18 protein-coding genes and 1 pseudogene are annotated in these 19784 nt (G+C 62.8%); 9 read left to right on the top strand and 10 right to left on the bottom strand.

Annotated features, from left to right (window positions below; all coding sequences use genetic code 11):
* Positions 1–230 precede the first annotated feature (230 nt).
* On the bottom strand, positions 231–1460 hold the full coding sequence (lysA, locus tag ACNFIC_RS18145; protein WP_416781559.1) for a diaminopimelate decarboxylase: 1230 nt from the start codon (positions 1458–1460) through the stop codon (positions 231–233).
* A 135-nt stretch (positions 1461–1595) separates the two neighbouring features.
* Between lysA and ACNFIC_RS18140 the strand changes: the two genes are divergently transcribed.
* From ACNFIC_RS18140 to ACNFIC_RS18120, 5 genes and pseudogenes are all read left to right on the top strand, one after another.
* The gene (locus ACNFIC_RS18140) at positions 1596–2513 is read left to right on the top strand and encodes a LysR family transcriptional regulator (RefSeq protein WP_416781558.1); all 918 of its coding nucleotides are present in this window, start codon (positions 1596–1598) and stop codon (positions 2511–2513) included.
* 335 nt (positions 2514–2848) lie between these two features.
* Positions 2849–4630, top strand: a complete 1782-nt coding sequence (locus tag ACNFIC_RS18135) for an EAL domain-containing protein (protein WP_416781557.1) — start codon at positions 2849–2851, stop codon at positions 4628–4630.
* Between the two features lie 39 nt (positions 4631–4669).
* Positions 4670–5431: pseudogene (locus ACNFIC_RS18130) on the top strand (PAS domain-containing protein); the annotation flags it as partial.
* Between the two features lie 30 nt (positions 5432–5461).
* Entirely contained in the window at positions 5462–5968 is a 507-nt protein-coding gene (locus tag ACNFIC_RS18125) for a methyl-accepting chemotaxis protein (RefSeq protein WP_240791760.1), read from the top strand.
* A 114-nt stretch (positions 5969–6082) separates the two neighbouring features.
* Positions 6083–6421 (top strand): hypothetical protein, encoded by a 339-nt coding sequence (locus ACNFIC_RS18120; protein ID WP_138220104.1) that lies wholly within the window; start codon positions 6083–6085, stop codon positions 6419–6421.
* Between the two features lie 17 nt (positions 6422–6438).
* Here the strand turns inward: ACNFIC_RS18120 and ACNFIC_RS18115 are convergent, their stop codons facing one another.
* The gene (locus ACNFIC_RS18115; protein WP_416781556.1) at positions 6439–6813 is read right to left on the bottom strand and encodes a GFA family protein; all 375 of its coding nucleotides are present in this window, start codon (positions 6811–6813) and stop codon (positions 6439–6441) included.
* A gap of 33 nt (positions 6814–6846) precedes the next feature.
* Positions 6847–7671, bottom strand: a complete 825-nt coding sequence (locus ACNFIC_RS18110; RefSeq protein ID WP_416781555.1) for a helix-turn-helix domain-containing protein — start codon at positions 7669–7671, stop codon at positions 6847–6849.
* Positions 7672–7780: 109 nt separating this feature from the next.
* Between ACNFIC_RS18110 and ACNFIC_RS18105 the strand changes: the two genes are divergently transcribed.
* Together ACNFIC_RS18105 and ACNFIC_RS18100 are read left to right on the top strand one after the other, a co-directional pair.
* The gene (locus tag ACNFIC_RS18105) at positions 7781–8098 is read left to right on the top strand and encodes a DUF2834 domain-containing protein (protein ID WP_416781554.1); all 318 of its coding nucleotides are present in this window, start codon (positions 7781–7783) and stop codon (positions 8096–8098) included.
* Positions 8091–8510 (top strand): MAPEG family protein, encoded by a 420-nt coding sequence (locus ACNFIC_RS18100; protein WP_416781553.1) that lies wholly within the window; start codon positions 8091–8093, stop codon positions 8508–8510. Before ACNFIC_RS18105 ends, ACNFIC_RS18100 begins: the two co-directional genes overlap by 8 nt.
* 34 nt (positions 8511–8544) lie before the next feature.
* On the opposite strand, the gene ACNFIC_RS18095 is transcribed toward ACNFIC_RS18100, so the two are convergent.
* The 7 genes from ACNFIC_RS18095 to gloB form a co-directional block, all read right to left on the bottom strand.
* Positions 8545–10149 carry an ABC transporter ATP-binding protein gene (locus ACNFIC_RS18095; protein WP_416781552.1) on the bottom strand — a complete coding sequence of 535 codons (1605 nt, stop codon included), beginning with the start codon at positions 10147–10149 and terminating at the stop codon, positions 8545–8547.
* 1 nt (position 10150) lies between these two features.
* Entirely contained in the window at positions 10151–11170 is a 1020-nt protein-coding gene (locus ACNFIC_RS18090; RefSeq protein ID WP_138220098.1) for an ABC transporter permease, read from the bottom strand.
* Position 11171: 1 nt separating this feature from the next.
* Positions 11172–12245: a microcin C ABC transporter permease YejB gene (locus tag ACNFIC_RS18085; protein WP_138220097.1), complete on the bottom strand. Its 1074-nt coding sequence runs from the start codon at positions 12243–12245 to the stop codon at positions 11172–11174.
* 1 nt (position 12246) lies between these two features.
* A complete protein-coding gene (locus ACNFIC_RS18080) occupies positions 12247–14073 on the bottom strand; it encodes an extracellular solute-binding protein (RefSeq protein ID WP_138220096.1) in 1827 nt (608 codons plus the stop codon).
* Positions 14070–15899, bottom strand: a complete 1830-nt coding sequence (locus ACNFIC_RS18075; RefSeq protein ID WP_416781551.1) for an extracellular solute-binding protein — start codon at positions 15897–15899, stop codon at positions 14070–14072. Before ACNFIC_RS18075 ends, ACNFIC_RS18080 begins: the two co-directional genes overlap by 4 nt.
* A gap of 173 nt (positions 15900–16072) precedes the next feature.
* Positions 16073–17494, bottom strand: a complete 1422-nt coding sequence (locus ACNFIC_RS18070) for a lytic transglycosylase domain-containing protein (protein ID WP_138220095.1) — start codon at positions 17492–17494, stop codon at positions 16073–16075.
* Between the two features lie 100 nt (positions 17495–17594).
* Positions 17595–18374 (bottom strand): hydroxyacylglutathione hydrolase, encoded by a 780-nt coding sequence (gloB, locus tag ACNFIC_RS18065; protein WP_416781550.1) that lies wholly within the window; start codon positions 18372–18374, stop codon positions 17595–17597.
* Between the two features lie 87 nt (positions 18375–18461).
* Between gloB and ACNFIC_RS18060 the strand changes: the two genes are divergently transcribed.
* Entirely contained in the window at positions 18462–19235 is a 774-nt protein-coding gene (locus ACNFIC_RS18060; RefSeq protein WP_138220093.1) for a class I SAM-dependent methyltransferase, read from the top strand.
* A 13-nt stretch (positions 19236–19248) separates the two neighbouring features.
* Positions 19249–19695: a ribonuclease HI gene (rnhA, locus tag ACNFIC_RS18055; protein WP_138220092.1), complete on the top strand. Its 447-nt coding sequence runs from the start codon at positions 19249–19251 to the stop codon at positions 19693–19695.
* Positions 19696–19784: the final 89 nt, after the last annotated feature.

Raw genomic sequence — 19784 nt, 5'->3', positions numbered from 1 at the left:
GCCCTGTTCGCGGCACAAGGCCGCTCTTAATAGATCTGATCTGCACACAACGTGTTGACTTAGCAGGGATCTGTAGGGAGCGGGCTTGCCCGCGAAGTAGGCGACTCGGTGTATGGCACCGGCTTCGCCGGTGTTCGCGGGCAAGCCCGCTCCCACAGGGTATGCGGCGTGCTTGCGAAATCAGTTCTCTGCGCGACAGCGCAGTCCAAAGGGCTGGGTGATCTCCGCCGTTAGATATCCAGCTCCAACGCTAGCAATTCCTGCACGGTCTGGCGTCGGCGAATCAGGCGCAGGCTGTCGTTTTCGATCAGTAACTCCGGCAGCAGCGGGCGGCTGTTGTAGTTCGACGACATCGACGCGCCATACGCGCCGGCATCGTGGATCACCAACAGGTCGCCTACCTTGGCAGGTGGCAGCAACTGCGGGGTCAGCTCTTCGTCGTTCTGGGTGAATACATCGCCGGATTCGCACAGCGGTCCTGCCACCACGGTCGCTTGCAGCGCGCCGTCCAGCGGCTGGCCATCGGCGCTGTACAGGCTCATGCGGTGGTAGGCGCCGTACATGGCCGGGCGCATCAGGTCGTTGAAACCGGCGTCTACCAGGATGTAGTGCTTGGCGCCCATCTGCTTGACCGCACGCACTTCGGCCACCAAGTAGCCCGACTCCGCCACCAGGTAACGGCCTGGTTCGATTTCCATGCGTACCGGGTGGCCGAGCATGGCTTCGACTTCGGCGCGAGCCACGGCCCAGGTCCTGGCGTAGCGTTGCAGGTCTACTGGCTGGTCGCCCTCGCGGTAGGGCGTGGACAGCCCGCCGCCGATGGAGAATGCCTCGATGTCCATGCCCAGGCGGCCGATCAGCTCGACCATCGAGCCTGCGACTTGCTCCAGGTGCTGGTAATCCACCCCAGAGCCAATGTGCATGTGCACACCGACCAGGTGCAGGCCATGCTGTTTCACGCACGCCAGGGCCTCGGGCAGTTGCGCGTGCCAGATGCCGTGCTTGCTGTTTTCGCCACCTGTGTTTGTCTTGCGGCTATGGCCATGGCCGAAGCCTGGATTGATGCGCAACCATACTCGATGCCCGGGCGAGCGTTCGCCCAGTTGGCGCAGCATGTCGATGGAGCCGGCGTTCACTTCGATACCGGTTTGCACCACACGCTCCAGTGTGGGCTGGTCGAGCACGTCGCAGGTCAGCACCACGCCGGCCGGCTCGCCGCCGACTTGCGCACCGGCGGCGAAGGCACGCTCCATTTCGCCCAGTGACACGGCATCGAGTACCAGACCGCGTTCGCGGATCAGACGCAGCACGTGCAGGTTGGGGTTGGCCTTCTGGGCGAAACGCACGGTGTCGAAGTGCTGCAGCAACTGTTCGATGCGCTGGTGGATGGTGTGGCTGTCGTAGGCCCAAAGGGGCGAGCCGTGTTGGCGGATGGCGCTGGCCAGCAGGGGGAAGGTCATGGGGCGTTCCTTGGAGTGGATGTACGCATGGTGACTGAGTTGTTCGATTCAGAAAAATAGCTATTTTTCTCTGATTGATTCATATCTGATATGGGTTGAGTCGAACCGCCGCTCCCTCATTTAGCGTGACCACCCATGAATCTCACCATCCGCCACATCGAAGTATTCCGCGCCATAATGGTCGCCGGCAGTGTCACGGGCGCTGCCCGCCTGCTATTCACCTCGCAGCCCACCGTCAGCCGCGAGCTGGCGCGCATGGAGCAGGTCAGCGGCCTGAACCTGTTTGAGCGCGAGGCCGGACGTCTGGTGCCCACAGCCCAAGCCTTGCTGCTGATTGATGAAGTCGAGCGTGCATTCGTCGGCCTTGAGCGTATCGAGCGCTTTGCCCAGGCCATCCGCAATTTCGAACAGGGTCGCCTGGCCATCACCTGCCTGCCGCTGTTTTCCCAAACCCTGCTGCCTGGAGCCTGCAAGCGCTTGCATCGCGCCCATCCAGGGGTGAGCGTGAGCATCACCGCGCAGGAGTCGCCGCTGCTGGAGGAGTCATTGGTCGCCCAGCAGCATGACCTGGGCCTGACTGAGGTGGAGCAGGTGCCGCGTGGCGCGGTGGGCGAGCTGCTGTTCAGTGCCGACATGGTCTGCGTGCTGCCGCCCGGCCACCCGTTACAGGCCAAGCCGGTGTTGGCACTGGAGGACTTCCACGATATCGACTTCATCAACTTGGCCAGCCTGGACACCTACCGGCAGCAGCTCGACCAGCACTTTCGCGCCGCAGGGGTGAACCGCCGTACGGTGATCGAGACCACCAGCGCCGCCTCGGTATGCGCGATGGTTCGCCAGGGGCTGGGTGTCGCGATCATCAACCCGTTGAGCGGGCTGGAGGCGGGGCAGGGCGGTTTGATCATGCGCAGGCTGAGCGTGTCGGTGCCGTATCGGGTGATGCTGATCCTGCCAGAGCACCGACCCGCGTCGGCGGTGGTCGGGCCATTGTGCGATGCGCTGCGTGAACAAGCGCGAGCGATGGCGGCTCAGTTGGCAGGCAATGGGGTTTGACTGCGGCAACTTTTGTACAAGTTTATGAAGCGGCGGCAGGCGAGGAAGTGTTTTATTCCGCCTGATTTTGGCGCGTATGCCGTTTATTTTTTGACTTTTGATGGAATTTTCTCTGCGGGCCAGCATCGTACAGCGCACACCCTGAGCTTGGTTCCATGTGGATTGAGGTGAATTTTCACAATACCTGTACAAAAATGTGGAGTTGTACAAGTATTCGCGCTACCGTGCACTTAAATCGCTGCCGTGTGTGAACCGTTCATCTGCGCGCCAGTCTCATAGATATCAAAGTGCTATATCTTCGTGCTTAACACCTCTTTCTGGGCAGGGAACATCATATGCAAACCGCTCCCATGCCACTCAAGGAAAAGGAACGCCTGGCCAAGGTCGTCGAATGGTGCGTTGCGCAGCAGGACCAGAACGGCGAATTGCGCGCGTTGGTGCAGTTGGTCGCGAGCTACTTTGCAGTGCCTATCTGCCTGGTCTCGATCGTCAGCGAGTGCCAGCAGTGGTTCATGGCCAGGACGGGCCTGGACAGCGCCAGCACCCCGCGCGACGTTTCGTTCTGCGCCCATACCATTCTGCAGGCTGAACCGTTGGAGGTGCCCGACGCCCTCCTTGATCCGCGTTTCGCCGACAATCCGCTGGTCACTGGAGCACCTGCGATCCGCTACTACTGCGGTGCACCCCTGATGGTCGAGCAAGGCATCGCCATCGGTAGCCTGTGCATCATCGACACCGTGCCGCGCCCACCCATGGCGGCTGAGCAGCGGGCGATGCTGGTGGCGTTCGCCAACATGGCCATGAGCATTCTGGCCAGCATCCGACGCAGCAATTTTTTCGACCAGCCCACGGGGTTGTTCAACCGCCTCAAGCTCGAGTGCGACGTGCAGGCTCACTTTGACCGTGGCCAGGACATGACCTTGCTGGCGATCGATATTCTGCCGGCCGCCGTGCTGAACGACATCACCCAGGCGTTGGGTTACAACTTTGCTCACGACCTGACCTTGCAGGTCAAGGCGCGCATCGCCGCTCAACTGCACCCCGGTGTGCCGCTGTACAAGATCAGCCCGACCCGCTTCGCCACCATTGTCGACGAGCCCGAGCAGGTGCGCCCGTTGTGCATCGGCATCGTCGAGGCGTTGCAGGCGCCGGTGCAGTGCCATCAGATTCCGGTGTTGCTGGATGCGGGTATCGGTGTCGCCCCCTTGAGCGCCGCCAGCGACGAGCGCGAGGGCTTGGAGTGGCTGCGCCGGTTGGTCAGTGCCGCCGATGCCGCGCGGCGCAGTGTGGGGCGCTGCGCGTTGTTCCAAGCCGACGTCGATGCCGCCCAGCGCCGCGCGTTCACTTTGCTCGCCGCGCTGGCCGAGGCGTTGCAGCGCGATGACCAACTCAGTCTGCACCTGCAGCCGCGCTTGCACCTGCCGCAGGGCGAGTGCCGTTCGGCCGAGGCGCTGCTGCGCTGGCGACACCCGCAACTTGGCGAGATTTCCCCGGCCGAGTTCATCCCCCTGGCGGAGAAGACCGCACTGATGGGGACGCTCAGTCTTTGGGTGCAGCGTGCGGTGCTGCGCCTGCTGCAACAGACCCGCGCGTTGGGTCTGCAAATCAGCATGAACGTTACCGCGCGCGACCTGGAAAGCCCGTTGTTCATGGATACGTTGCTCATCGAGATGCGTAGCCTGGGCATCGAGCCGTCAAAGTTACAACTGGAGTTCACCGAAAGCGCGTTGATCGAGCAACTGGAAGAAGTGCAGCAGCAGTTGCAGCGGGCTCGCCTGGCCGGTATCGAAATCGCTATCGATGACTTTGGTACTGGCTACAGCAATTGGGATTACCTCAGCCGAATCCCCGCCAGCCTGGTCAAGCTCGACCGTTCGCTGGTGCACAGAGGCTGTATGGATGCCAGGGATGGTCAGTTGGTGCGTTCGTTGGTGGCACTGGCTACGCAGTTGGGCTACCGAGTAGGCGCCGAAGGCATTGAGACCGCAGCGCAGCTGGAGCAGGCCAGCGCCTGGGGCTGCGCCGAGGTTCAGGGCTACTACTTGGGTCGGCCCATGCCGCTAGAAGCCTTCCAGCAGTGGTTCGGCGTCACGCAGCTTGCAGGCTGGGTGGCTTGACCGGCGTTTCCTGATCTTTCCCTTTCCCACAGGTGAGTCATGTTCAATCGGCAATTGAAAGCCACGCTCGCGGCTCGCGAAGCGGAGCTGGTGGTATTGCGTCAGCGTTTGGCCCAGCAGGAGCAGGCCGGTATTTTTCTGCGGCTCGATGAGGCACTGCGATTGCTTGAAGGCAATGCGTCGGCTGCCGAGCTGTTGGGTACACCTGGTCAGGCACTGGCCGGCAAGGCCTTGGGACAATGGCTGGCGCAGCCGCGCCTGGAAGCATTGGCCAAGGCCCTGGGCAGGGGCGAGGTGCAGCAGGGTGAGTACCCGCTGCGGCATGCCAACGGCCGTGAAGTGTGGGCGTGCATGAGCTGGTATCCGCAGCTCGATGCCCAGGGACGTCTGTACCAGGTGATCGGCCAGGGCCGCGAGGTGACCAAGGCGCTGGACACTGCCCAGCAGAACCAGTTCGTGCTCGCTGCACTAATGCGTTCCACGGCGGTGATCCAGTTCGACCTGAGCGGCAAGGTGCTGGAGGCCAACGACACGTTCCTGAGGGCCATGGGCTATCGCCTGGATCAAGTCCTGGGCCAGCACCATCGGCTGTTCTGCACCGCCGAGTTCTGTGCCAGCCCTGACTACGCCGAGCTGTGGCGCGCCCTCAACGCCGGCCAGTACGTGACCGGACGCTTTTTGCGCCTCGACAGCCAGGGCCGCGAAGTCTGGCTGGAGGCCAGCTACAACCCGGTCATCGATACACAAGGCCGGCTGCTGCGGGTGGTGAAGTTCGCCTCTGTGGTGACCGATCAGGTGCAGCGTGAAGAGGCGGTCAAGCAAGCCGCGCAGATGGCCCTGGAGGTCTCGCAAGGGACTGACAGCGGCGCGACCGAAGGGGTGGCGGTGGTCAGGCAGGTGGAGCAGACCATGCAGGAGGTCAGTGCCCAGCTGCATTCGGCCGGGGCCACCATCGATGCGTTGGGCAAGCAGTCGCTGGTCATCAGTTCGATCGTGCAGACGATTGGCGGGATTGCCGCACAGACCAACCTGCTGGCGCTCAATGCCGCCATCGAGGCGGCCCGTGCCGGTGAGCAGGGGCGTGGCTTCGCAGTGGTCGCCGATGAGGTGCGGCAACTGGCGGCGCGCACCAGCAGCGCCACCGAAGAGATCGTAGCCGTGGTCGCACGCAACCAGACCTTGGCCAGCCAGGCGGTGATCGAGATCGAAACCAGCCGTGGGCAGGCTGACCAGGGCTTGCACTTGGCGACCCAGGCCGGCAGTACCATCGGCGCGATCCAGGCCGGTGCGCGGCGCGTGGTGGAGGCGGTCGGGCGGGTGAGCCAGGACTTAGGCTAAGTGTTTGCCGGGTGCATAGGCCAAAGGTGCGAAAGCGACTGGAACGATCGGAAAAAAACGCGGGTCAACACCTCAACGGACGCTTGAAGCGTCTTACTTCCCAGAGGATTGGCCATGAGTACCCTGACGATCGAAGGTTGGTGCAAAGGCAACGGTGAGCAGCGTTCCACCCCGGTGGGCGAGATTCATTTCGACATCCAAGGTGCGACCCACACGCTGCTGGAGCAGGCCGAAGAGCGCTTGCAACAGAGCCATGAGCGCGAGGCGATGGTGGACGTCGACATGCAGACCCTCAACCTGGTGCTGCCCGAGGGCTATGGGCCGCTATCCGACTGCCGCTTGCGGGTCTACTTGAGCGAGGATGAGCGCGGGCAGTTCCACTTGGTTGGCCACCGCGCCAGTGACGGCAGCCTGATCTACACCAACGCGGTGCTGATTGCCCAACTGAGCTGAGCGCGTTGGCGGGTGGGTCAGGTGTACCCGTGCATTCCGTCAGCGACATGCACATGTTGCTGTTTTTCCGGAGTGAATGGGGTGTCCAGCGTAGCCAGCGCAATGCAGATCCAATCCCTGAATTGGCCCTGGGACCTTGACCAGAACAACGACGAGCCGCAGCGCGAGCAGAACGAACGCAGTACCGATTCGGAGGAGGGGTATGCCGTCAGCGCATCCTCACCCTGGACGATCCGCAGCGCCCGGCGCGGCACGCTGCCAAAGGAGGCGAATAGCGCGCCGTGTGCCTTGCGGCATTGGCTGCAATGACAATGGCTGACGGCCTTGGGCGTGGCCAGCAACTCGTACCTGATGGACGAGCACAGGCAACTGCCTTGGTAGAGGTTGCTCACTCGCTGTCATTCCTTCCCTGAAAAACGCGCAGCTTAATCGCCTGCGTGCAGACCGTCGACCGTTGCATGGGCGGCTGTCATCACCTGCCAGGTTCGCGCATCGGCAGGTATCAGATGCTCGATGCGCAACGACGCGACGGTAATGTCCAGCGGCATGCCGAAGGTGGTGAAGGTGGACAGGAACGTCAGTTCGCCGTCCTGGGTCCGAATACGGGTGAGGATCACCGGTGAGGGCCGGTGCTCTGTCGGCACGCTGGGCGGCGTTTGCAACTGTTGCAGGCGCCGCCCCAGCTCAGGATTGCCCAGCGCCTCCCTGGCTGCGCGTTGCCAGGTGATCGCGCGAATCTCGTCGGCATTGACCAGATGATCCCCCAGCCCGCCTGGGCGCAACAAGGTATCGAGCAGATTGAGGCCCGCGGTTTCGCGCACCTGCACGCCTGCCAGGGCGAACAGCACTCCAACACTGGTGTTGGCCGCCGTGACGTTCCAGTTTCCATCGATGACGATGGCAGGCGCGGGGTTGTTGGCCTGGAGCAGATGCGCCAGGGCCTCGTGCACCATGCCCAGGGTCGGGGCGTCCGGTGGCGAGGCGGTGTAGCGCGGTGCGAAGCCTGCGGCGAGGAACACCTCGTTGCACTGATCGAGCGGCACCTCCAGTGCGCTGAGCAAGGCATGCAGGGTGGCCGGGCTGGCCTTGGCGCGGCCAGTCTCCACACAGCTCAGATGGCGTTGCGAGACGCCGGCCAGCAGCGCCAGATCGAGCTGGCTGAGCCCTGCCTGACGCCGCAGACGGCGCAACTGTGCACCGGCGCTGGGGTGGGCAAGGGGCTGGGCGGGATGAAATGGAAGAGGGCTCATGCTTCGACTCTGCCTGTCCTTGGTTGAAGCGTCCATGACCTGAGAGGTCATTGAGGCGGGGGTGACTCTATCACTAGTGTGCTCAGACCGATCACTCAGGGAGATGACGATGAAGGCGCAGTGGATGGCGTTGTCTGTATTACTGGCGTTTGCGTTGTATACCGGCTGGACAATGTATGGCGCGCAGCAGTCGCTGTTGGCGTTCGGCCTGGAGTTGCTGTCACGGCCAGATACAGCGCAAGTGGTCATCGACCTGTATCTGATGGCGGGACTTGCCTGCATCTGGATGGTGAGCGACCACCAGGGGCGCGGAGGGCGTTGGCCGGGTGTACTGCCCTACCTGCTGTTGACGGTGGTGTTCATCTCGATGGGGCCGCTGCTGTACATCGTGCTCCGGGGCATTGTCGGGAGACGCAAGCATGAGTAGCGCGTTGTCGGTGTATGCGATTTGCGTGGTGCTGCTGTTCTTCAAGATGCTGGCGCTCTCTTGCTACCAGGGATATTTCCGCTTGCGCTACCTGGCGTTCACCCATGCGGAGGACGCCGCTGTGTTCAAGCGCCCGGTACAGCCAGCCGAGCGGCCTGAAGTGGTGCGGGCCATGCACGCTTGGCGCAATGATCTGGAGAACATACCGATGTTCGTCGCCTTGGGTGGGTTGGCGATCGCGCTTGAAGCTTCGGCGGTCAGCACCGCCTGGCTGTGTGCAGTGTTCACCGCGGCGCGCGTGTTGCACACGATGCTGTATCTGGCCTGCGCTCAGCCATGGAGAACCATCAGTTATGGCGTGGCAGTGTTGTGCTTGATTGGTCTGGCCGTTGAGGTGTTGGTCTACCTGTAAACTCGCTCCTACAGGGGGCGTGTGAGCGGGGTCTTCAGTGCTCGATTTCCAGGAACGCCGCTTCCAGCAACTGTCGGGTGTACCCATGCTGCGGCGCATGGAAGATCGCCTGCGCATCCCCCTGCTCGACCACCTGCCCATGTTTGATCACCATCAACTGATGACTCAAGGCTTTTACCACTGCCAGGTCATGGCTGATGAACAGGTAGGTCAGGTTGTACTTCACCTGCAAGTTGCGCAAAAGCTCTACCACTTGGCGCTGCACCGTCCGATCCAGTGCCGAGGTCGGTTCATCCAGCAGAATCAGCGCAGGTTTGAGGACCAACGCTCGGGCAATCGCGATCCGCTGGCGCTGTCCGCCAGAAAACTCATGTGGATAGCGATGTCGGGTACGTGGGTCCAAGCCGACTTCTTCCAAGGCCGCGATAATCGCCGCTTCCTGCTCGGCCGGTGTGCCAATGTGATGAATCCGTAGCCCTTCACCCACGATATCCGCTACGCACATGCGCGGGCTCAAGCTACCGAAGGGGTCCTGGAATACCACCTGCATCTGCCGCCGCAAAGGCCTCACTTGCTTTTGGGTCAGACCTTCCAGTGCCTGCCCATGGAAGCGAATACCACCCTGGCTTGCGATCAGGCGCAAGATCGCCAGGCCCAAGGTGGACTTGCCTGAGCCGCTCTCGCCGACGATGCCCAGCGTCTGCCCCTGGGGCAAGCTGAAGTTCACACCGTCCACCGCCTTGACATGGTCCACGGTGCGGCGCAGCAAGCCTTTCTTGATCGGGAACCACACTTTCAGGTCCTGCACCTCCAGTAGTGGCGCACCCTCGGCGTTGGCTGCCGGAGCGCCGCTTGGCTCGGCGTTGATGAGCATCTGGGTGTAGGGGTGCTGCGGCGCACTGAACAGCGTGGCGCAGTCGGCCTGCTCGACGATCTTGCCGCACTGCATCACGCATACCCGGTGGGCGATGCGGCGGACCAGGTTGAGGTCGTGGCTGATAAGCAGCAACGCCATGCCCAAGCGGGCTTGCAGCGACTTGAGCAGGTCGAGGATCTTCAACTGCACGGTCACATCGAGCGCGGTGGTGGGCTCGTCGGCAATCAGCAGCTCGGGCTCGTTGGCCAGGGCCATGGCGATCATCACGCGTTGGCGCTGGCCGCCGGACAGTTCGTGGGGCAGGGCTTTCAAGCGTTTGTGCGGCTCGGGGATGCCGACCAGTTCCAGCAGCTCCAAGGTCCGCGCAGTGGCGGCCTTGCCGGTCAGGCCCTTGTGCAACAGGAGGATTTCGTTGATCTGCTTCTCGATGCTGTGCAGCGGGTTGAGCGAGGTCATCGGTTCCTGGAAGATCATCGCGATGCGGTTGCCGCGAATCCGCTGCATGGGCTTTTCTCCCAGTTGCAGCAGGTCCTTGCCCTCGTAGTGAATGCTCCCGGATGGGTGGCGGGCCAGCGGGTAGGGTAGCAGGCGCAGGATCGAGTGTGCGGTCACCGACTTGCCCGAGCCGCTTTCGCCCACCAAGGCCAGTGTCTCGCCCTTGCGGATGTCGAAGCTGATGCCGTCGACCACGCGGTTGACCTGCTCGCCAGTGACGAACTCCACCGCCAGGTCGCGGACTTCGATCAGGGTGTCTTGGCTCATGTCATTTCCTCGGGTCGAAGGCATCGCGGGCGGACTCGCCGATGAACACCAGCAGGCTCAGCATCACCGCCAGCACGGCGAAGGCGCTGATGCCCAGCCACGGGGCCTGCAGGTTGGATTTGCCCTGGGCGACCAACTCGCCCAGCGATGGTGAACCGGCGGGCAGGCCGAAGCCCAGGAAGTCCAATGCGGTCAGTGTGCCGATGGCGCCGGTGAGGATGAACGGCATGAACGTCATGGTCGAAATCATCGCGTTGGGCAGGATGTGGCGGAACATGATCGGGCCGTTGCGCATGCCCAGGGCGCGGGCTGCGCGCACATACTCAAGGTTCCGCCCGCGCAGGAACTCGGCGCGTACCACATCCACCAGGCTCATCCACGAGAACAGCAGCATGATGCCCAGCAGCCACCAGAAGTTGGGCTGCACGAAGCTGGCGAGGATGATCAGCAGGTACAGCACCGGCAGGCCCGACCAGATTTCCAGGAAGCGCTGGCCGGCCAGGTCCACCCAGCCGCCGTAGAAGCCCTGCAAGGCGCCGGCGATCACCCCGATGACCGAGCTTGCGAGGGTCAGCGTGAGGGCGAACAACACCGAAATACGGAAGCCGTAGATCACCCGGGCCAGCACGTCGCGGCCCTGGTCATCGGTGCCTAGCAGGTTGTCCAGCGACGGCGGTGCGGGGGCGGGAACCTTGAGGTCGTAGTTGATGCTCTGGTAGCTGAACGGGATCGGCGCCCACAGCACGAAGGCGTCTTTGTTCTGTAGCAACTCGCGGATGTAAGGGCTCTTGTAGTTCGCCTCCAGCGGGAACTCGCCACCGAAGGTGGTTTCGGGGTAGCGCTTGAAGGCGGGGAAGTACCATTGGCCTTCGTAGCGCACGGCAATCGGCTTGTCGTTGGCAAGGAACTCGGCGCCCAGGCTCAGCCCGAATAGCACCAGGAAGATCCACAGCGACCACCAGCCACGGCGGTTGGCCTTGAAGCGCTCGAAGCGCCGGCGGTTGAGGGGAGAGAGGGCCATATCAGTGCTCCCGGCTGGCGAAGTCGATGCGCGGATCGACCAAGGTGTAGGTGAGGTCGCCGATCAGTTTCACCACCAACCCCAGCAGGGTGAAGATGAACAGGGTGCCGAACACCACCGGGTAGTCGCGGTTGATCGCCGCTTCGAAACTCATCAGCCCCAGCCCGTCGAGGGAGAAGATCACCTCGATCAACAGCGAGCCTGTGAAGAAGATGCCGATGAACGCCGACGGAAAGCCCGCGATCACCAGGAGCATCGCGTTGCGGAACACGTGGCCGTAGAGCACACGGCTGCGGCTCAGGCCCTTGGCCTTTGCGGTGATCACGTACTGCTTGTTGATCTCGTCGAGGAAGCTGTTCTTGGTCAGCAGGGTCATGGTGGCGAAGTTGCCGATCACCAGTGCGGTGATCGGCAGTACCAGGTGCCAGAAGTAGTCGAGTACCTTGCCGGTACTGGACAACTCGTCGAAGTTGTTGGAGGTCAGCCCGCGCAATGGGAACCAGTCGAAATAGCTGCCCCCGGCAAACAGCACGATGAGCAGGATCGCGAACAGGAATGCGGGGATGGCGTAGCCGACGATGATTGCCGAACTGGTCCACACATCGAAGTGGCTGCCGTGGCGTACGGCCTTGGCGATACCCAGCGGGATCGACACCAGGTACATGATCAGCGTACTCCACAACCCCAGGGAAATGGACACGGGCATCTTCTCGGCGATCAGGTCGACCACTTTGGCGTCGCGAAAGAAACTGTCGCCAAAGTCGAAGGTGGCGTAGTTCTTGATCATGATCCACAGCCGTTCGGGCGCCGACTTGTCGAAACCGTACATGCGCTCGATCTCGGCGATCAGCGCCGGATCCAGCCCTTGCGCGCCGCGGTAGTTGGCGCCGGCTACCGACACTTCGGCGCCGCCGCCTGCGATGCGGCTGGTGGCGCCCTCGAAGCCTTCGAGCTTGGCGATCATCTGCTCCACGGGCCCGCCGGGGGCGGCTTGGACGATGATGAAGTTGATGATCAGGATGCCGAACAGCGTCGGGATGATCAGCAGCAGACGACGCAGAATGTAAGCCAGCATGTCAGTGGCCCTCGCCAGCCGTTTCGGTCACCGCCGGGGTGACGTTGGGCTTGATCCACCAGGTATCGATGCCCACGTCGTACTTGGGTGATTTCTCCGGGTGGCCGATGTGGTTCCAGTAGGCCACGCGGTTGGTCTTGATGTGCCAGTTGGGAATCACGTAGTAGCCCGCCAGCAGTACCCGGTCCAGGGCGCGGCAATGCTCGACCAGGCTCTGGCGCGAATCGGCGTTGATCAACTGTTCGACCAACTGGTCGATGGCCGGGTCGCGCAGGCCTATGAAGTTGCGGCTGCCGGGGTTGTCGGCCGAGGTGCTGGACCAGAACTCGCGCTGCTCGTTACCCGGTGAGTTGGATTGCGGGAAGCCACTGACGATCATGTCGTAGTCCCGCGAGCGCAGGCGGGTGATGTACTGCGACACGTCCACCCGGCGAATGTCGAGGTTGATACCAAGGTCGGCGAGGTTGCGCTTGAACGGCAGCAGCACCCGCTCGAACTGGGTCTGGGCGAGCAGGAACTCGATGCTCACGGGTTTGCCGGTGCTGTCGACCATCTTGTCGTCGACGATTTTCCAGCCGGCTTCCTGTAGCAGCTTGTAGGCCTCACGCTGTTGTTCACGGATCATGCCGCTGCCGTCGGTGACCGGGTTATGGAAGGCCTGGCTGAAGACCTGCTCGGGGATCTTGCCGCGCAGCGGTTCGAGAATTTTCAGCTCTTGTGGAGAGGGCAGGCCGCTGGCGGCCATCTCGGAGTTCTCGAAAAAGCTGTCGGTACGGATGTAGGCACCGTTGAACAGCTGCTTGTTGGTCCATTCGAAGTCGAACAGCAGGCTCAGCGCCTTGCGCACCCGCACGTCCTGGAACATGGGTTTGCGCAGGTTGTAGATGAAGCCCTGCATGCCCACCGGGTTGCCGTTGGGGATTTCTTCCTTGATCAGGCGACCTTCGCGCACTGCCGGGATGTCGTAGGCGGTGGCCCAGTTCTTGGCGCTGACTTCCAGTTCGTAGTCGAACGCGCCAGCCTTGAGGGCTTCGAGGGCGACCGTGTTGTCGCGGTAGACATCGAAGGTCATGGCGTCGAAGTTATAGAAACCTCGGTTGATCGGCAGGTCCTTGCCCCAATAGTCCTTGACCCGCTCGTAGCGGATCGAACGGCCGGCCTTGACCTCGGCGACCTTGTACGGGCCGCTGCCCAGCGGAATCTCCAGGTTGCCACGGTTGAAGTCGCGGCCTGCGTACCAATGCTTGGGCAGCACCGGCAACTGGCCGAGGATCAGCGGTAGCTCGCGGTTGTTCTTGTGCTTGAACGTGAACAGTACCTTGAGCGGGTCTTCGGCGACCACTTCGGCGACGTCGGCGTAGTACTGGCGGTACAGCGGGGCGCCGTCCTTGATCAAGGTGTTGAAGGTGAACACCACATCGTCGGCCCGCATCGGGTGGCCGTCGTGGAAGCGCGCTTCAGGGCGCAGGTAGAAACGCACCCAGCTGTTGTCGGGGGCCTTTTCGATCTTGCCGGCCACCAGGCCGTACTCGGTGAACGGCTCATCCAGGCTCTGACGCATCAGGGTGTCGTAGATCAGGCCGAGGCTGTCGGCCGGCACGCCCTTGTTGATGAACGGGTTGAGGCTGTCGAAACCGCCGAAGCTGGACTGGCGGAAGGTGCCACCCTTTGGTGCGTTGGGGTTGACGAAGTCGAAGTGCTTGAAGGTCGCCGGATACTTGGGCGGCTCGTCGTACAGGGTCAGGGCATGTTGCGGGGCGGCCAGCGTCGGCAGGCTGGTAAAGGCCAGTAAAAGGCTGGCGGCAAGCGTGCGCAGCGTCGGGGTCATTGGGCTTTCTCCGAAGGCTTGATCCACCAGGTATTCAGCCCGAGGGTGTAGGGCGGCGTGGTGACGAAGGCGAGGCGGTTGCGGTAGGCCAGGCGATGGTTGTCCAGGTACCAGTTGGGGATCATGTAGTACTGCCACGACAGCACCCGGTCCAGGGCGCGGGCAGCGGCCACCTGGTCATCGCGGCTGCGGGCGGCCAGCAGGGTGTCTAGCAGGTGATCGACCACCGCATCCTTGACCCCCGCGTAGTTCTTGCTGCCGTGGATCGCGGCCTGGCTTGAGTGGAAATACTGCCACTGCTCAAGGCCCGGGCTCAGGGTCTGGTTGAGGGTCATCAGAATCATGTCGAAATCGAACTGGTCCAGGCGTTGCTTGTACTGGGCGCGGTCTACGGTGCGCAGGTGCGCGTCGATGCCCATGCTGGCGAGGTTTTCGACATAAGGCTGGAGGATGCGTTCAAGGTTGGGGTTGACCAGCAGCAACTCCAGGCGGAACTGGCGGCCTTTGCTGTCCAACAGGCGTTGGCCATTGAGCTTCCAGCCTGCCTGCGCGAACAAGCCCAGGGCCTGGCGCAGGTTCTGCCGGCCAACGCCGTTGCCGTCGGTGTGGCTGACCTGGTAAGGCTCGGTGAACAGCGCTGGCGGCAACTGGTCGCGCAACGGCTTGAGCAGCAGCCACTCCTTGCCGGTGGGCAAGCCTGAGGCGGCGAACTCGCTGTTGGGGTAGTAACTGGTGGCGCGGCGGTAGGCGCCATTGAACAGCGCGCGGTTGGTCCACTCGAAGTCCAGCATCAGGCCCAGCGCCTGGCGTACGCGTGGGTCGCTGAAGGCCGCGCGGCGGCTGTTCATGAACAGGCCCTGGGTTTGCGTGGGGATCTGGTGCGGGATCTGTGCCTTGATCACCTCGCCACGGCGCACCGCAGGGAAGGTATAGCCGTTAGCCCAGTTCTTGGCCTGGTGCTCGATATAGATGTCGAACTCGCCGGCCTTGAAGGCTTCGAAGGCCACGGTGGCGTCACGGTAGAACTCGTATTCGACGCGGTCGAAATTGTACTTGCCGCGGTTCACGGCCAGGTCCTTGCCCCAGTAGTTCTTGACTCGCTCGAACACCAGGCTGCGCCCTGGTTGCACCTCGCTGATGCGATACGGGCCACTGCCCAGCGGCGGCTCGAAGGTGGTCGCCTTGAAGTCGCGGCCTTGCCAGTAATGCTTGGGCAGCACCGGCATTTCGCCCAGGCGCAGGATCAGCAGTGGGTTGCCTGCGCGCTTGAAAACAAAGCGGATGCGCAGCGGACCGAGTACGTCGACGCGCTGCACTTCCTGCAGGTTGGTGCGGTACAGCGGATGGCCATCCTTGAGCAGGGTGCGGTAGCTGAAGGCCACATCGGCCGAGGTGATCGGCGTACCGTCGTGGAAGCGCGCTTCAGGGCGTAGATTGAACACCACCCAGCTGCGGTCTTCGCTGTACTCGACCGAGCGCGCGATCAGACCATAGCTGGAGGTGGGCTCATCGCCTGAGGGGTCGTACATGCCGGTGCCGACCATCAGCGTTTCGTTCAGCTCGCTGACGCCGTACTGCAGGAAATTGGGCGTGGTGACCGGACTCGATCCCTTGAAGGTGTAGGGATTGAGCGTGTTGAACGTGCCGAACGCCATGGCTCGCAAGGTGCCGCCCTTGGGCGCTTGCGGGTTGACCCAGTCGAAGTGGGTAAAGGTGGCTGGGTACTTGAGCATGCCGAACTGCGCGTATCCGTGGCTTTCGCTCACCATCGCGACGGCGGGGAAGCTCAAGGCCAGGCTGAGAGACAGCAGGAGGGGACGTATCAAGTCGGCATCCGATCCAGAGGCGTTGGGCTTGGGTCGGGCTACAGTAACAGCTTGTCTTGGTTGGAAAAAGAGTGTGGCGCGGGGGTTTGTACGGGGGTGAACGCATCGCGGGGTAAGTCGTATCAACGCAGCGTCGATACGACTTACCCCGCGCCAGGCTTATCCAGGCCGCATCAGCGTGCCAGGTAAACGGTCAGCGTCTGCCCAGGCTTGAGGGCATGCCCGCTGCGCGGGTTCCAACGCTTGAGGTGTTTCATTTCGACGTTGAAACGTTTTGCAACGAGGTAGTAGGAATCGCCCTTGCGCACCTTGTACTGGGTGGCGCGTTGCTGCGCCTCGGCCACGCGGTTGGCCGAGGCACTGCTGCCGCCACGCAGGGCCAGCACCTGGCCGACCTTGAGGTTGTGGTTACGCAGGCCGTTCCAGCTTTGCAATTGCTTGACCGAGACGCGGTTGGCCTTGGCGATGCTGCCCAGATTGTCGCCGCGCTTGACCCGGTAGCTGCGTGCCGCAGGAGCCTTGGCTTCGGCAAGCGCCGCTTGGAACACGGCCTTGTTCGGTTGCAGGCTGACCAGCTCTTCGGGCTTGAGGTTGGACATCCGGTCCGAGAGCAATTGCGCCTTGGCTGTTGGCACCAACAGTTGCTGTGGGCCGTCCACGGTCATGCGTTTCTTGAACGCCGGGTTGAGCTGGATCAGCTCGTCCTCGTCGATGTCGGCGAAGGCGGCGACACGCGACAGGTCGAGGCGATCGTTGATGGCGACGGCTTCGAAATACGGCTCGTTGGCGATCGGGTTGAGGTTCACGCCATACGCTTGCGGGGTGTTGATCACCTGCGACAGGGCCAGCAGCTTGGGCACGTAGTCGCGGGTTTCCTGCGGCAGCGGCAGGTTCCAGTAGTCGGTGGGCAGCCCGAGTTTCTCGTTGCGCTCGATGGCGCGGCTGACCGTGCCTTCGCCGGCGTTGTAGGCGGCCAGCGCCAGCAGCCAGTCGCCATTGAACATGTCGTGCAGGCGGCTGAGGTAGTCCAGGGCGGCGTTGGTCGAGGCGGTGACGTCACGCCGACCGTCGTAGAAGTTGGTCTGGCGCAGGTTGAAGTGGCGGCCGGTGGACGGGATGAACTGCCACATGCCAGCGGCGTGTGCACGGGAGTAGGCCATCGGGTTGTAGGCGCTCTCGATGGCTGGCAGCAGCGCCAGTTCCAGTGGCATGTCGCGTTCTTCGAGGCGCTCTACGATGTAGTGCAGGTAGAGACTGCCGCGCTCGCCAGCGGTCTCGACGAACGAGGGGTTGCTGGCGAACCACAGGCGTTGTTGCTCGATGCGCGGGTTGACGTCAATGCCGTCCTGCAAGGCGAAGCCCTGGCGCATGCGTACCCACACGTCCTGGGGCGGCTGTTCCTGTGCCTTCACCACCAAGGGCGCCGGCTTGTGCTTGATCCGAGCCTGGTAATTGTGCGCGCGAACGCTGTCGGATTCGTCGAGCTGACGGGTGCTCTGGCAGCCCACCAGTGTGGCGGCCAGCGCCAGTGCACTGATCTGTGCCAGTCGCGTCAGGGCGACCGAATGAGCGGTTCTGCGGCTACGGGAAGACATCGGCTGGAAGGGTTATCCGGGCAAAAAAGTTGGGCGATTCTAGGAACCGCTCCCCGGTCGGTCAACCTTTGAGCCAGTCTCGCGATATATCTTGGGGTTATCAGAACTGGTCCTTCCAAGACCTCAGCGCAGCAAAAACAGTGGCTTGAGTGGGGTTGGAATGCCCCCTCCATTCGTCTGCTTTTTGTTTAACGAATGTTTCTGCTGTGCGAAGAAATGGGTTGGTGAGGCGCTCCAGGCCGATGCTGGAGGGCAAGCTGATGCGATGCTCGGCGCGCAGCCGCGTCACCTCCTCGAAGCGCTGCATGACATGGGGATTCTGCGGCTCCACGGCGCAGGCAAAGCGCAGGTTGCTCAAGGTGTATTCGTGGGCGCAGTAGACCTCGGTTTCGGCAGGCAGGGCGGCCAGGCGTTGCAGCGAATGGTGCATCTGTTCGGGGCTGCCCTCGAACAGGCGGCCGCAGCCGGCGGCGAACAGCGTATCGCCGCTGAACAGCAGGGGTGTAGTGGCTTGCGCGGTGTAGTAGGCGATGTGGCCCAAGGTGTGGCCGGGCATGGCCAGTACCTGGAAACGCAGCCCCAGAACCTGCACGGTGTCGTTGTCCTCTAGCGCCAGGTCGCGTGCCGGGATGCGCTCGTGGGCCGGGCCGCTGACCCGTGCGCCGGTGGCGGCCTTGAGCGCCTCGACGCCCCCAACGTGGTCAGCGTGGTGGTGGGTCACCAGAATATCCTGCAAAGCCCAGCCGGGGTGTTCGCCTAGCCAGGTGAGCACTGGCGCGGCGTCGCCGGGGTCGACCACCGCGCAGCGTCGATTGGCAGTATCCTGTAACAACCAGATGTAGTTGTCGGAGAAAGCGGGTAGGGCAACGATCTGTATCATGGTGCGGATCCGTAATTCGCCAAGTTTCGGGGTTAGCAGCATCTTAGCCGCGATAGCCCGGCCGTAGAACCTTCGAGGGAGCATGCAATGACCGACCAAGCCTTCGCTCAGGCCGACCCCGAGTGGGTCGAGCTGATCCGCCTGGCCCGCGACTGGTTCGATGGGCCGCTGGGCCAATTGATGCTTAAAGAGGAAGAGCGGCTGCTGGGCGAAGAGCTCGGGCGCTTTTTTGGGGGTTACCTGGTGCACTATGGCCCCGGTGCCGAACCGCCACCCCACGCCCCGCAGGTGCAGCGTAACGTACGCTTGGGTGCGCCGTTGCCCGGCGTCGAGATCGTCTGCGAAGAACAGGCCTGGCCGCTGTCCGAGCACGCCGCCGACGTGGTGGTGTTGCAGCATGGCCTGGACTTTAGCCTGTCGCCCCATGGCCTGCTGCGTGAAGCCGCCAGCGCAGTACGCCCTGGCGGGCATTTGCTGATCGTCGGGATCAACCCCTGGAGCAGTTGGGGCATGCGCCATGTCTTCAGTCGCGGGGCGTTGCGCAAGGCTCGCTGCATCTCGGCGTCGCGGGTTGGCGACTGGCTCAACCTGCTGGGTTTCGCGCTGGAGAAACGCCGGTATGGGTGCTATCGTCCGCCGCTCGCTTCACCCGCCTGGCAGCAGCGTCTGGCGGGCTGGGAGCGGGTCGCCGGGGGCTGGCAGAGCGCCGGTGGCGGCGTTTACCTGTTGGTGGCGCGCAAGATGGTGGTCGGCCTGCGCCCGCTGCGCCCGGCGCGTCGCGAGCCGATGGGCAAGCTGTTGCCGCTGCCGTTGGCCAAGGTCAATCGCAATGTCGCCACCGCGGATACCGAAAAGCACTGAACATGAGTGGTACATGAGCGATAACGTCGAGATCTACACCGATGGTGCCTGTAAGGGTAATCCTGGTCCGGGCGGCTGGGGTGTACTGATGGTTTTCAAGGGCGTCGAGAAGGAACTGTGGGGCGGCGAGCGTGAAACCACCAACAACCGCATGGAACTGATGGCCGCGATCGAGGGCCTCAAGGCACTCAAGCGCGAGTGCGAGGTGGTGCTGACCACCGACTCCCAGTACGTCATGAAGGGCATCAACGAGTGGATGACCAACTGGAAGAAACGCGGTTGGAAAACTGCCAGCAAGGAGCCGGTGAAGAACGCCGACCTATGGATGGCGCTCGATGAGCAGGTCAATCGGCATAAGGTGACCTGGAAGTGGGTGCGCGGGCATATCGGCCACCCTGGCAACGAGCGCGCCGACCAGTTGGCCAACCGTGGCGTGGACGAGGTGCGCAAGGCGCGTTGAAGCCGCGAAGGGCCGCAACCTGGTCCTAACCCCAAGCGGTGGTTGGGTTATACTCGCGCCCCGAATTCAGGCACTGCAAGTTGGAGTCC

The sequence above is a fragment of the Pseudomonas sp. NY15463 genome, from assembly GCF_048068415.1.
GTDB classification, from domain to species: domain Bacteria; phylum Pseudomonadota; class Gammaproteobacteria; order Pseudomonadales; family Pseudomonadaceae; genus Aquipseudomonas; species Aquipseudomonas mosselii_C.
Note: the sequence above shows the minus strand (reverse complement) of the source record. Positions and strands in the feature narration are given on the sequence as shown.